Source organism: Pseudomonas sp. GW821-FHT09D08 (assembly GCF_059416305.1).
This window is the reverse complement of sequence record NZ_JBWKOX010000026.1, coordinates 22,006-36,432: the sequence shown is the minus strand read 5'-3', so window position 1 is coordinate 36,432 and position 14,427 is coordinate 22,006. Positions and strand designations below refer to the sequence as shown.

Below are 14,427 nucleotides of genomic sequence, written 5' to 3'. Positions count from 1 at the left end.
GATCCCGGGTGAGTCTCATGTGGTGGAATAAACAGAAGTCGCGTGGAGTAGCGCGGGCAACAGCCGTAGCCCGGTCCCTGGGTTCGCCCATGATCATGTCCCTGGAACCGCGCATGTTGTTCGACGGCGCCGTGGCGGCGACTGTGGCGACGGCGGCCGATAACCACTCGACCGTGGACGCGGCCAAGCCACCCACCGCAGACCAGCCCACTGCTGCCAAGGACACCCATGGCCAGGCGGATGCCGCCCCGGCGACCGCACCTGTTGCCGTGCCCGGCCAGGCCGTGGTGTTTGTCGACTCGCGGGTCAAGGACTTCGACAGCCTGCTCAAGGGCGTCGCTCCCGGCACTCAGGTTGTGGTGCTGGACGGCAGCAAGGACGGCCTGCAACAGATCGCCGATTACCTGGGCAGCCACCAGGGCGTGAGCACCGTGGAGATCATTGCTCACGGCAATACCGGTGATTTGTGGCTGGGCAGCACCTACCTGTCGGCGGACAACGTCGCGGCGCGCGCCGATGTGCTGGGTCAGATCGGCAAAGACATGAACGTGGGCGGCGATATCCTGATCTACGCCTGCAACACTGCCGAAGGCGAGCGCGGCGTGAGCTTCGTCGATTCCCTGGCGCAGTACACCGGGCGTGACATTGCTGCCTCCACCAACCGCACCGGCCTGGGCGGCGACTGGACGTTGGAAATCGCAACCGGCGCCATCGAAAGCACGCCCCTGCTGTCGCAACAGGTGATGAACGATTACCAGTGGGGCCTGGCGACCTGGACCGCGACCAACGGCAATGATTCGGGGGTCGGCTCCCTGCGCGCGGCGCTGGCGTCCTCGCAGAACGGCGACATCGTGACCTTCAACACCGGCATGACCGTACTGTTGAACAGCCAGTTGGTGGTCACCAAGAACATCACCCTCGACGGCGACCTGAACAATGACGGCGTTGCCGAGGTAACCCTGGACGGGCAGTACAAGACCAGCGTGATCCAGGTCAACAGCGGTACCACCGTGACCTTCGACGGCCTTGTGATTACCCGTGGCCTGATTGCCGGTAACGGTGGCAATGGCGGCAGCGGTACCAGTGCGGGCAACTCGCTGGGCGCGGGGCTCAGCAACTTCGGCGACCTGACGCTGAGAAACGTCAGCGTCACGGCAAACGCGGCTTCCGGTGGCGGTGGCGGTGGCGGTGTCACCGGTGGCGCGGTCGGCGGCGCCGGGGGTGGTGGCGGGGCATTGGGCAACGGCATCGGCGGGCATGGCGGCAGCACCGGCAGTGGTACTGGCAACTACGCTGGCGCCGCTGGCTCGGCCAACCAGGGCGGTACGGGAGGCGGGTATAACCTGACGGTGATGGGCGGCAAGGGCGGCTCGGGCAGCGCCGGGGCCGGCTCGACCAACCCCTATGGCTACTCCAACGGCAGCGCCGGCGGCGCTGCGTCCGTCGGCGGAATATCGATCGGCGGCGGTGGCGGCGGTGCCGGCTGGAACGCCCTCGGCGGCAAGGGGGGTGGTGCTGCGGGCGGTATCTACAACGCCGCTGGCGCCAAATTGACCATCATCGGCACCTCGGCGATTACCGGTAACATCGGTGCCGGCGGCGGTGGCGGCGGTGGTGGCTCCCTGAACAGCGGCAGCACCACCAATGGCGGAGACGGTGGCCTGGGCGTCGGCGCAATCTGGAACAAGGGTTCGGTGCTGATCACGGCGGCCAACTTCGCCAGCCTTGGCGGTAGCGCCAACTCCGGCGCCAGCGGCAATGGCGGCCTGGCCAGTGCCGGCACGGCCGGCAACAAACCGACGGCGGTCAATGGCCTGTTCAACGATATCGGCGGTACGTCGAACAATGCCTATGTGCCGAACCCGACCGCAACCATCGTGGTTGCAACCCCAGCCCAGCATATCGGCAGCACGTCGCAGGTGACCATTACCTTCAGCGAAGCCGTCAACGGTTTCACCCTGGCTGACCTGACAGCTGCCAACGGGGTTCTCACTAACCTGACCACCAGCGATAACAAGACCTGGACCGCGACCTTCACCCCGAACGCGAACGTCGCCAGCAGTGCCGGCCAGATCACCTTGGACAACACCGGTGTCACCAGCCAGTCGCTGGGTTTGGCAGGCATCGGCACCACCACGTCCAACAGCTACACCGTCGACACCGAGCGCCCGAGCGCGACCATCGTGGTCGACAGTCCCACGTTGAAAGTCGGTGGCTCGTCCCAAGTGCACATCACGTTCAACGAGGCAGTGAGTGGTTTCAGTCTGTCGGACATGACGGCAACCAACGGCACCCTGAGCAACCTGGCCACCAGCGACAACATCCACTGGACCGCCACCCTGACCCCGGCGGCCGGCAACAACAGCAGCGGCAACAGCATCTCCCTGGACAACACGCTGTATACCGATACCGCAAGCAACGCGGGCACCGGCACCAGCACGTCCAACGCCTACGTGATCGATACCGTGCGGCCGACCGCGGGCATTGTGGTGTCCAACACCGCGCTCAACATTGGCGGTTCGTCCCAGGTGACCATCACCTTCAGCGAAACGGTCAACGATCTGGACCTGAGCGACCTGAGCGCATCCAATGGTGTACTGAGCAACCTGGTCCAGGTCGATGGCACCCACTGGACGGCCGTCCTCACCCCCAACAGTGGGGTTACCCACAGTGGTGATCTGGTCACCCTGAACAACACGTTGATTACCGACGGTGCGGGCAACGCCGGCAGCGGCAGCACCAACTCCAACACCTATGCCGTCGATACCGAGCGCCCTACCGCGACCATCGTATTCGGCAACACCAACCTGGGGATCGGCCAGACCTCCCCGGTGACCATCACCTTCAGCGAAGCCGTGAGCGGTTTCACCCTGGCCGACCTGACGGTGAGCAACGGCGTCCTGAGCAACCTGAGTACCAGCGACAACATTACCTGGACCGCGACCTTCACCCCGACCGCGGCTGTCGTCAGCGCGAGCAACCACATCACCCTGGACAATACCGGTGTCCAGGATGGGGCGGGCAACGCCGGCAGCGGCAGCAGCACCTCCAACAACATCGCCATCGATGGCGTGCGCCCGACCGCCAGCGTGGTGGTCGCCAACGACTCGCTGAAAATCGGCGACACCTCGCTGGTTACTATTACCTTCTCCGAAGCCGTGGTCGGATTCAGCAACGCCGACCTGACCGTTGCCAACGGCACGCTGACGGCGGTGAGTACCAGCGACGGCGGCATCACCTGGACCGCCACCTTCACCCCGAGCGCGAGCGTCTCCGACACCGCCAACCTGATCACTCTGGATAACACTGCCTACAGTGACACTGTTGGCAATGCCGGCACCGGCACCACAAGCTCGAATAACTACAGCATCGACACCCAGCGTCCGACGGCGACCATCGTCGTCGCCGATCCGACACTGACGGCCGGTGAAACCTCGCTGGTGACCATCACGTTCAGCGAAGCGGTAAGCGGTTTCAGCCTGAGCGACCTGAGTACCAGCCACGGTAGCCTGAGCGGCTTGAGCAGCGCTGACGGCATCACCTGGACCGCGACCTTCACGCCAGGCACGAACACCAGCAGCGCAACCAATGCCATCACCCTGGCCAATGCCGGTATCGCTGACCTTGCCGGCAACGCGGGTGCCGGCAGTACCACCTCGGCCAACTTCACCATCGACACCGTGTTACCCACCGCCAGCATCGTGGTAGCCAGCCCCGCGTTGAATATCGGTGGCACGTCGCTGGTGACCATCACGTTCAGCGAGGCGGTCACCGGTTTCAGCAATGCCGACCTGACCATTACCAACGGCACCCTGAGCGCGGTGCACACGGGCGACGGTGGCATCACCTGGACCGCCACCTTCACCCCGAGCAACAATCTCACCGACGCCACCAACCTGATCACCCTGGACAACAGCGGCGTACAGGCGATGGTGTCGGGCAATGTGGGTAGCGGCACCACCGACTCCAACAACTTCGCTATCGACACCCAACGCCCGACCGCCACCGTGGTGGTGGCCAACGAGCACCTGGGCGTCGGTGGCACGTCAACGGTGACCATTACCTTCAACGAAGCGGTGACCGGCTTTAACCTGTCCGACCTGACCGTCAGCAACGGTACCCTCAGCAACCTGAGCACCAGCGACAACATCACCTATACCGCAACCCTGACGGCGGTGGCGGGCATCAACCAGGCCAGCAACCTGATCACCCTGGACAACACCGGCGTGGTCGACATTGCTGGCAACAGCGGCTCCGGCACCACTGACTCCAACAACTATGCCATCGACAGCCAACGGCCGACCGCGACCATTGTGATAGCCGATCCGGTGCTCGCGGCGGGTGAAACCTCGCTGGTGACCATCACCTTCAGCGAGGCGGTGAACGGTTTCGACAACAGCGACCTGACCGTGCCCAATGGCACGTTGAGCGCGGTGAGCAGCAGCGATGGCGGCATCACCTGGACCGCAACGTTCACGCCGACCAGTGGCATCAAGGACACCACCAATATCATCAGCCTGAACAACGCAGGCTATACGGACCTGTCGGGCAACGCCGGCACCGGCTCCACCACCTCGGGTAATTTCACTATCGATACGGTACGGCCGACCGCGACGATCGTGGTGGCGGACAGCGCCCTCGCGCTTGGTGAAACCTCGACGGTGACCATCACCTTCAGCGAAGCGGTGAGCGGCTTCAGCACCGCCGACCTGACGATCAGCAACGGCACGTTGACGAACCTTGCCAGCGGCGACGGCGGCATCACCTGGACGGCGACCTTAACGCCGACCAGCAACATCACCGACATCAGCAACCTGATCGTGTTGGACAATACCGGCGTGGCGAATGCCTCGGGCAACACCGGCATCGGCAGTACCGATTCCAACAACTTCAGCATCGACACCCAGCGGCCGACGGCGACCATCGTGGTCAGTAACGACGCCCTGAATGCAGCGGGTTCATCGGTGGTGACCATCACCTTCAGTGAAGCCGTGACCGGCCTCACCCTGGGTGACCTGACCGCGCCCAACGGCACCCTGGGCAACCTGAGCACCCTGGACAACATCACCTGGACCGCAACCCTGACGCCGAACGCCGCGACCACCCATGCCGGCGACGTCATCAGCCTGGACAACAGCCTGGTAAGCGACAGTGCCGGTAATGCCGGTGCGGGGAATAGCGTCTCCAATGCGTACAGCGTCGATACCGTGGCGCCGACGGCCAGCATTGTGCTCGGCAGCGCGAGCCTGCTCGTCGGGCAAACCACGACGGTGACCATCACCTTCAGCGAAGCGGTGGCCGGCCTCGACAGCAGCGACTTGAGCGTGCCCAACGGCACCTTGGGCACCCTGGTCAGCAGCGACGGCGGTATCACCTGGACCGGGACCTTTACCCCGGACAGCAATGTTCACGACACCACCAACCTGATCACCCTGAACAACACCGGCTACGCCGACCTGGCAGGCAATACCGGCACCGGTGTGACCCACTCGGCCAACTTCACCATAGACACGGTGCGGCCAACCGCAACTATCGTAGTGGCGGATACGGCTCTCAAGGCTGGCGAAACCTCGACGGTGACCATCACCTTCAGCGAAGCCGTGAGCGGTTTCAGCAATGCCGACCTGAGCCTCAGCAACGGCACACTGACGAACGTTACCTCCAGCGACGGTGGCATCACCTGGACCGCGACACTCACGCCGACCAGCAATATCACCGACACCACTAACGTCATCACCCTGGACAACAGCGGTGTCGTCAACGCCTCCGGCAACGCTGGCAGCGGCACCACAACCTCCAGTAACTACAGCATCGACACCCAGCGTCCAGGCGCGACTATTACGGTGGCCAACGGCCTGTTGGGGATCGGCCAGACCACCACCGTGAGCATCACCTTCACCGAGGCGGTCAGCGGCTTTGACCTGTCGGACCTGAGCGTGGCCAACGGTGTGTTGTCCAACCTGACCACCAGCGACAATATCCACTGGACCGCGACCCTCACCCCCACCGCCGGCATCACCGACGCCACCAACCTGGTGGTACTCGACGGCAGCCTGGTCAGCGATGGCGCAGGCAATGCCGGCTCGGGCATTGCCATCTCCAATAACTACGCAATCGACGGCGACCTGCCGACGGCGACTATTTCGGTCGCCAACCCGAACCTGGTCGTCGGTCAGACCACGACCGTAACCTTCACCTTCAGCGAGAAAGTCACCGGCTTCGACCTGGATGACCTCAGCGTCGCCAACGGCACCTTGTCCAACCTGGCCACCAGCGATGGCGGCAAGACCTGGACCGCGACCCTGACGCCGACGGCGAATATCAACGACCCGAGTAATTTCATCACCCTCGACACCAGCCTGGTGGCAGACCTGGCAGGCAACGCCGGCAGCGGTTTTGCCAACTCCAATAACTTTGGGGTCAACACCCTTGCACTGACCGGGGACCCGCTGTTTCGCGTCACCGACCCGGTTGCGCCTCAGGGCGCGCCGAACGCGCCGTTGCAGCCCATTATCTTCGGCCGCCCGACTGGCGACCTGGGTTCATCCATCGGCTTCCCGCCGCTGTTTGAGCAACGTGAAATGGGCGCAGGCCTGCCGCCGATCGGCCGCATTTTCATCAGCAACGGTGCCTCGTCTCCCAGCTTTATCGCCCAGGTGTTCAGCACCGATGGCAGTGGTGACGGCAGTGGCAATGGCTTCCTCGGCTTCGGTGGTGGAGACGGCGGGGTGTTTGGCTCAAGCACGTTGTCGGGCCTGTTCAATCGCGACACCGGTGGCAACGATAGTGGCTTCAAGGCGTTCGACAGCAAGTCCATCAAGGGCGGCGGCGATGCGGCCCAGGGCCTGCGTGGCGTCTTTGGCGCACCGACCCTTGGGCAACAATTGCAACAGATCAACGAGAGGGAGCATCGCCAGGTGATCGACCTGGCACAGGCACTGCAACAAGTCGGCATCAGCGAAATGCAGGCTTGAATATACTTAATTTCGGCGCAGGAACAGGGGCAGTACAAGGATGAATACACGTCACAAGTTGTTCGGCGCCAGCCTGCTGGTGCTGGCGATCAGCGGTTGTGCGGTCACCAGCAAGCCGATTGAGCGCAGCGTCAGCGAGCAGCGCGCTCGTAGTGACCTGCAGGGTATGTACAAGGATCAGGAACCGCTGAGCGGCCCGCTGACCCTGCACGAGGCCATGGCCCGTGCGGTGAAGTACAACCTCGAAGGTCGTTTGAAGGTGATGGAAGAGGCGCTGGCCAAGCGTCAATCCGACCTCTCCAGCTTTGACATGCTGCCGCGCATGGCGCTGTCGGCCGGTTACGCCGGTCGCAACAACACCAACGCCTCCAGCAGCCAGAGCGTGCGCACCGGCACCCAGTCCCTGGAACCGTCCACCTCCCAGGATCGCGACCGCCGCGTGGCGGACCTGACCATGGTGTGGAACGTGCTCGACTTTGGCGTCAGCTACATCAGCGCCAAGCAGCAAGGCGATCAGCGCCTGATCATCCAGGAACGCCGCCGCAAGGTGATCAACACCATCGTTCAGGACGTGCGCTCGGCCTACTGGCGCGCCGTGGCGGCCGAACGCTTGCTCGGCCAGATCGACAGCCTGATGGCGCGGGTCGACCAGGCCCAGACCGACAGCCAGAGCATGAGCGAACAACGCATCGGCGACCCGGTCCAGGCCCTTGGCTACCAGCGCTCGCTGATCGAAGCCACGCGCCAGTTGCAGGAGCAGCGCCGGGCCTTGTCCCTGGCCAAGACCGAACTGGCGACCCTGATCAACCTGCCGATGGGCACCGACCTCAAGCTGGCCACGCCGGACGACTACAGCGTGCCGCAATTGAAGGTCAACCTCGCCAGCCTGGAACAGGAAGCCCTGGCCAACCGGCCTGAACTGCGCGAGCAGGACTACCAGACCCGCATCAGCGCCGCCGAAACCCGCAAAGCCATGCTGCGCCTGCTTCCGGGCCTGGAATTCAGCGCCGGCGGGCACTACGACAGCAACTCGTTCCTGGTGGACAACCGCTGGGCCGACTACGGCGCCAAGGTCACCTGGAACCTGTTCAACGTGATCTCGGCCCCGGCCGCCATCGACGTCGCCAAGGCCGGGGAAGAGGTCGCCACCGCCCGCCGCCAGGCGATGTCCATCGCGGTGCTGGCGCAGATCTACGTGGCCAACGCCAACTTCCAGGATGCCGTGCGTCAGTTCAAGACCAACGAACAACTGGCCAATATCGACGGGCAGATCCTCACCCAGCTGCGCAATCGCCATCAGGCGGCGGGCCTGGGCGAACTCGACCTGATCCAGGGCGAGCTCAACACCCTGCAAGCGGACCTGCGCCGCGACCTGGCCTATGCGGACCTGCGCAACGCCTACGGCCAGATCTTCGCCAGCGCCGGGCTCGACCCGCTGCCGGAGCAACTGGACTCCGACCGCGTGCAAAGCATCGCCACCGCCCTGGCCAGCCGTGAATCGGCCTGGGCCGCCGGCAACATCACCGCACCGGTGCCGCGTGCCGTAGCCCAATAACCTGGTGGCGCCGACGGCGAGCATCACTCGCCGTCAACGCGAGGCGCGCAATGGCCATCGAGCAGATCGTGATCCTGGCGCTGATTGAGCCCCTGGTGCGATTGCGCGAGGTCTTCGCCGAGCGCCTGGGTGCCGATTATCGGGAAGTGTGGTGCTGTCGGCACAGCAGGGCGTCGAGCGGTTGTTGGCCTGGTTGGCGCCTGAACTAGACTCTGGGCATTCATCTTCTCAGGAGCCCGCCATGGAATCGCCTGTGCACAGCTTGCCGTCACTGTTCAAACAGCTTGGGCTGCCGGATGACCCGGTCGGTATTGATCAGTTTGTGACCGCCCACTCGCCACTCAAGCCGGATTTGAAGTTGGCTGAGGCGTTTTTCTGGACAGACAGCCAGAAAGCATTTTTGCGCGAGGAAATCTTGGACGATGCGGATTGGGCGGAGGTGGTGGATGAGTTGAATCTGATGTTGCGGGGTGGGCGAGGGGTGTAAAAAAATCTTTTGAAAATTGTGTTTTTGTAAAAAAAAATGGTGAGCAGTAAAAAATCTGGGTTTTGATCGCCTGAGTGATTTTTTCTGAGGTCGCGCGATGGCCAGGCCGCACAGCAACCTTAAGCCGACACCGATCCAAATGTGGGAGGGGGCTTGCCCCCGATGGCGGTGGATCAGCTAATGAATCTGTTCACTGCCCTCCGCTATCGGGAGCAAGCCCCCTCCCACATTCGTCATGCGGTGTGGCCGCTGAATCGCTCCACCCATCCGCTAAATTGTTTCAAAACTTGACGCAATGCGATCCCTCGGCCATATTGATAGTTAGCAAACTAACTGTATGCGAACTATCCAGTGCCTCAATCCCTCGAACAACTCCAGATGAACCTCAGCAGCAGCATGGTGGTGGGCGCCCGTAACTGGCGCAAAATCTGCCAGAGCACGCTGGTCAGCTATGGCATCTCCGAAGCCTGCGCCGTGCCGCTGTTGATGATCGGCCGCCTGGGCGACGGGGTGCATCAGGTCAAAGTGGCCCAAGCGTCGGGGATGGAAAGCCCGTCCCTGGTGCGTCTGCTCGACCGGCTGTGCCATGACGGCTATGTGTGCCGTACCGAAGACATCCACGACCGCCGCGCCAAGGCCCTGAGCCTCACCGAGCGTGGTCGCGAGTTGGTGCAGGCGGTGGAGGTGCAACTGGTGCGCCTGCGCCGCGAAGTGCTGGCGGACCTTCCGACCGCCGACATGGAAGCCGCGCTGCGCGTACTGCGGGCCTTTGAGGCGGCGACGCTTTGAACGGATTTTTTACCGGCTTTCCGCCCGCCCGTGACTGGTTCTATGGGGTTCGTACCTTCGCCGCGTCGATGATCGCGTTGTATATCGCCATGCTGATGCAAATGCCGCGTCCGTACTGGGCGATGGCCACGGTGTATATCGTCTCCAGCCCGTTTGTCGGGCCTACCAGTTCCAAGGCGTTGTACCGCGCCATCGGCACCTTGATGGGGGCGGCGGCGGCGGTGTTTTTTGTGCCGATGTTCGTGCAGTCGCCGTACATCCTGGTGGTGGTGATCGCATTGTGGACGGGCACCTTGCTGTTCCTTTCCATGCACCTGCGCACCGCCAACAACTATGCCTTGATGCTGGCCGGCTACACCTTGCCGCTGATCGCCCTGCCAGTGGTGGATAACCCGCTGGCGGTGTGGGATGTGGCCGAGGCGCGGACCGAGGAAATCTTCCTCGGCATTGCGGTCGCGGCGGTGGTGGGCGCGATGTTCTGGCCGCGGCGGCTGATGCCGGTGTTCGATGGCGCGGTGGCCAAGTGGTTTGGCGACGCCCAGGTCTACAGCCAGCGTTTTCTTTCTCGCAATGTGCAACCGGAAGAAGTCAGCGCCCTGCGCGGCGGCATGGTCGCCACCTTCAATACCCTTGAATTGATGATCGGCCAGTTGCCCCACGAAGGCGCGCGGCCGCAGACGGTGCGCAATACCAAGGAATTGCGCGGGCGCATGATCCACCTGTTGCCGTTGGTGGAGGAACTCGACGATGCGCTGTATGCCGTCGAACAGCGTGCGCCGCAGTTTCTCGAGCAACTGACGCCGCTGCTGGAAGCTACCCGGCAGTGGCTGGAAAACACCACCGAAAGCGCACCGCTGGAACGCTGGCGCGCCCTGCGTGACCAGGTCGACGCCCTGCAACCCCAAGGCGAAGCCCTGGACGAGCGCCACACGCTGTTGTTCTCCAACGCCCTCTACCGCCTGGGCGAGTGGATCGACCTGTGGCAGGACTGCCGCAGCCTGCAAGCCGCCATCCAGTGCGAAAGCCAGGACACCTGGCGTGCCGTGTACCGTCACTGGCGCCTGGGCCGGCTCACGCCGTTCCTCGACCATGGCCTGATGCTTTATTCGGCGTTTTCCACCGTCACCGCGATCATCGTCGCGTCAGTGCTGTGGATCCTGCTGGGCTGGACCGATGGCGGCAGCGCGGTGATCCTGGCAGCCGTGGCCTGCAGTTTTTTCGCCTCGATGGACGACCCGGCACCGCAGATCTATCGGTTCTTTTTCTGGACCGCCATGTCGGTGCTGTTCGCCAGCCTCTACCTGTTCCTGGTACTGCCCAACCTGCACGATTTCCCGATGCTGGTACTGGCGTTCGCGGTGCCGTTCATCTGCATCGGCACGCTGACCGTGCAGCCGCGTTTTTACCTGGGCATGCTGCTGACGCTGGTGAACACCTCGTCGTTCATCAGCATCCAGGGTGCCTACGACGCGGACTTCCTCAACTTCGCCAACGTCAACCTGGCCGGGCCGGTGGGCCTGCTGTTCGCCTTTGTGTGGACGTTGATCGCCCGGCCCTTCGGCGCCGAACTGGCGGCCAAGCGCCTGACCCGTTTCAGCTGGCGCGACATCGTCGGCCTGACCGAGCCCGCCACCCTGAACGAACACCGGCACCTCGCCGCACAGATGCTTGACCGCCTGATGCAGCACCTGCCACGCCTGGCGATGATCGGCCAGGACACCGGCATCGCCCTGCGCGACCTGCGCGTAGCGCTCAACCTGCTCGACCTGCTGGCCTATTCGCCGCGCATCCTCGGCGTGCCGCGGGTGCTGCTCAACCAGGTGGTGGAAGGCGTGGGCGGTTACTTCAAGGCCTGCCTCAAGGCGGGTGAACGCTTGCCCGCGCCCAGCGGTCTGCTGATGACCCTCGACCGCACACGCCGCGCCCTCAACGGCCAGGGCCTGCAAGACGAAGACGATACCCGCCTGCACCTGCTGCACGCGCTGGCCGGCCTGCGCCTGGCACTGCTGCCGGGTGTGGAATTCATTGGCGGCACGGAGATGGAAGCGCCGCTACCCGATGGAGCGCCTTTATGATCGGTGATCTGGATATCAGCGGGGTGTTCCTGCCCACGCTGCTGGTGCTGATGGGCATTACGTACGTGTTATTCCTGGTGGTGCACGGGCTGTTGACCCGCGTCCACTTCTATCGCCTGGTCTGGCACCGGGCATTGTTCAATGTGGGGCTCTACGCGTTGTTGCTGGGCGCGGTGGACTCACTCAGTCGATACCTGATGACATGAAAAAACCTTTTTTGACCATCGGCCGTGTAGTCCTGACGTTGTTGATCGTGAGCTTCGCGGTCGTTGTTGTGTGGCGCATGGTCATGTACTACATGTTTGCGCCCTGGACCCGTGACGGTCACATCCGTGCCGACATCGTGCAGATCGCGCCGGACGTGTCCGGGCTGATCCAGCGCGTCGATGTGCACGACAACCAGCTGGTGACCAAGGGCCAGGTACTGTTTGCCGTCGACCAGGACCGCTTCAAGCTGGCCCTGCGCCAAGCCCAGGCCGCCGTGGCCGACCGCCAGGAAACCCTGGCCCAGGCAAGCCGCGAGTACAAGCGTAACCGTGGCCTCGGCAACCTGGTGCCCAGCGAGCAACTGGAAGAAAGCCAGTCCCGCGTTGCCCGCGCCCAATCGGCCCTGGCCGAAGCGCAAGTGACGGTGGACTCGGCCCAACTCAACCTCGACCGCTCGGTAATCCGCAGCCCGGTGGACGGCTACGTCAACGACCGCGCACCGCGTACCCAGGAGTTCGTCACCGCCGGGCGCCCGGTGCTGTCGGTGGTGGACAGTAACTCCTTCCATATCGACGGCTACTTCGAAGAGACCAAGCTCGACGGCATCCACGTCGGCATGGGCGTGGACATCCGTGTGATCGGCGACAACGCTCGCCTGCACGGCCATGTGCAGAGCATCGTCGCGGGTATCGAAGACCGCGACCGCAGCAGCGGCTCGAACCTGCTGCCCAACGTCAACCCGGCGTTCAGCTGGGTGCGCCTGGCCCAGCGGATTCCGGTGCGTATTGCCTTTGACGATGTCCCGGCGGATTTCCGCATGATCGCCGGGCGTACGGCCACCGTATCGATCATTGGCGACAAACCCAATGAGGGAGCCAAGCCATGAAGCAGTTGTGGGCAACCGCTGCGCTGGGGTTGTTGCTGTCGGCCTGCCAAGTGGTGGGGCCGGATTACAAGCTGCCGCAAACGTCTGCCGTCAACCGCGCTGACCTGCAAGGGCAACTGGCGGGCAAGGGCAACGACGTGGTGTCGGCGCCGGTGCCGGCCGACTGGTGGAAGCTGTACAAAGACCCGCGCCTGGACGAGCTGGTACGCCAGGCCATGGCCTCCAACACCGACCTGCGGGTGGCTGCGGCCAACCTGCAGCGCGCCCGTTATCAGACCCAACAGGCTGAATCCGCCGGCGGCTGGAGTGCCGGCGCCAAGGCCGAGGTGCAGCGCCTGCAGGAATCCGGCGAAGCGTTTTTGCAGGCGGACAAAGTGCCGGTGGATAACATCGGCAGCGTCGGCATTACCACCTCGTATCAATTCGACCTGTTCGGCACCTTGCAACGTGGCATCGAAAGCGCCCAGGCCAGCGCCGATGCGGCCCAGGCTGCCGCTGATACCGCACGCATCACCCTGGTGGCCGATGTGGTGCGCTCCTACACCCAGGTCTGCGCGGCCAACGAAGAACTGGCGATTGCCAACGAGTCCCTCGACCTGCAAGCCCAGAGCACCAAACTGACCCAACGCCTGCGTGACGCGGGCCGTGGCGATGAAACCCAGGTCACCCGCTCGCAAACCCAGTACAAATCCTTGCGCGCGGACATGCCGCGCTACGAAGCGGCGCGCCAGGCCGGGCTGTTCCGCCTGTCGATGCTGCTGGCCAAGCCCGTGGACCAACTGCCGGCGGGCACCGGCACCTGCGCCGAGCTGCCGCACATCGCCCAGCTGTTGCCGGTGGGCGATGGTGCGGCGCTGCTGAAACGTCGCCCCGACGTGCGCCAGGCCGAGCGCCAACTGGCCGCCGCCACCGCGCGTATCGGCGTGGCCACCGGCGCCTTGTACCCGGACATCGCCATCGGCGCCACGGTGGGCACCGTGGGCCTGCTCGACAACCTCGGCCAGCCGGCGACCAACCGCTGGGGCTTCGGCCCGATGATCAGTTGGACGGTGCCGACCAACGGCGCCCGTGCGCGCATCCACGAGGCCGAAGCCGCGACTCAGGGCGCCCTGGCGCATTTCGACGGGGTGGTCCTCAACGCCATCCGCGAAACCCAGACCGGCCTGGCGCAATACACCGCCGTGCTGCAACGGCGCGAGGCGCTGGCGGACGCCGAGCGCTCGGCCCAAGAGGCGGCGGACCAGACCCACCGCTTCTTCCAGGCCGGCCGCGAATCGTTCCTCGCCGACCTGCAAGCCACCCGCACCTACACCGCGATGCGCGCGCAACTGGCGGCGGCGAATACCCAGGTTGCCATGAGCCAGATCGATCTGTTCCTGGCCCTGGGCGGCGGCTGGGAAAGCGGACGAACGCAAGCGTCACAGCCCGGCAAACCCTGAGCGAATAGCTATGCT

The 14,427-nt window shown here is 64.0% G+C and carries 9 protein-coding genes; all 9 read left to right on the top strand.

Translation table 11 applies throughout. From position 1 onward, the window contains the following. Positions 1-17: 17 nt before the first annotated feature. The 9 genes from AC07OP_RS28485 to AC07OP_RS28445 all read left to right on the top strand — a co-directional run bounded on the left by AC07OP_RS28485 (position 18) and on the right by AC07OP_RS28445 (position 14,412). Complete coding sequence (locus tag AC07OP_RS28485; protein ID WP_495102988.1) at positions 18-6,974, top strand: Ig-like domain-containing protein; 6,957 nt, start codon at positions 18-20, stop codon at positions 6,972-6,974. 40 nt (positions 6,975-7,014) lie between these two features. Continuing rightward, positions 7,015-8,529: a TolC family protein gene (locus tag AC07OP_RS28480; protein WP_495102989.1), complete on the top strand. Its 1,515-nt coding sequence runs from the start codon at positions 7,015-7,017 to the stop codon at positions 8,527-8,529. Positions 8,530-8,579: 50 nt separating this feature from the next. Continuing rightward, complete coding sequence (locus AC07OP_RS28475; RefSeq protein WP_495103002.1) at positions 8,580-8,738, top strand: hypothetical protein; 159 nt, start codon at positions 8,580-8,582, stop codon at positions 8,736-8,738. 32 nt (positions 8,739-8,770) lie between these two features. Further along, on the top strand, positions 8,771-9,016 hold the full coding sequence (locus AC07OP_RS28470) for a DUF2789 domain-containing protein (RefSeq protein ID WP_027608071.1): 246 nt from the start codon (positions 8,771-8,773) through the stop codon (positions 9,014-9,016). 378 nt (positions 9,017-9,394) lie between these two features. After that, positions 9,395-9,805 carry a MarR family winged helix-turn-helix transcriptional regulator gene (locus AC07OP_RS28465; RefSeq protein ID WP_065941015.1) on the top strand — a complete coding sequence of 137 codons (411 nt, stop codon included), beginning with the start codon at positions 9,395-9,397 and terminating at the stop codon, positions 9,803-9,805. Beyond that, positions 9,802-11,880 carry an FUSC family protein gene (locus AC07OP_RS28460; protein ID WP_115487804.1) on the top strand — a complete coding sequence of 693 codons (2,079 nt, stop codon included), beginning with the start codon at positions 9,802-9,804 and terminating at the stop codon, positions 11,878-11,880. Before AC07OP_RS28465 ends, AC07OP_RS28460 begins: the two co-directional genes overlap by 4 nt. Beyond that, a complete protein-coding gene (locus AC07OP_RS28455; protein WP_012721577.1) occupies positions 11,877-12,086 on the top strand; it encodes a DUF1656 domain-containing protein in 210 nt (69 codons plus the stop codon). Before AC07OP_RS28460 ends, AC07OP_RS28455 begins: the two co-directional genes overlap by 4 nt. Beyond that, positions 12,083-12,973 (top strand): efflux RND transporter periplasmic adaptor subunit, encoded by an 891-nt coding sequence (locus AC07OP_RS28450; RefSeq protein ID WP_065941017.1) that lies wholly within the window; start codon positions 12,083-12,085, stop codon positions 12,971-12,973. The genes AC07OP_RS28455 and AC07OP_RS28450 overlap by 4 nt, the downstream gene beginning before the upstream one ends. Further along, complete coding sequence (locus AC07OP_RS28445) at positions 12,970-14,412, top strand: efflux transporter outer membrane subunit (RefSeq protein WP_495102990.1); 1,443 nt, start codon at positions 12,970-12,972, stop codon at positions 14,410-14,412. The genes AC07OP_RS28450 and AC07OP_RS28445 overlap by 4 nt, the downstream gene beginning before the upstream one ends. Positions 14,413-14,427: the final 15 nt, after the last annotated feature.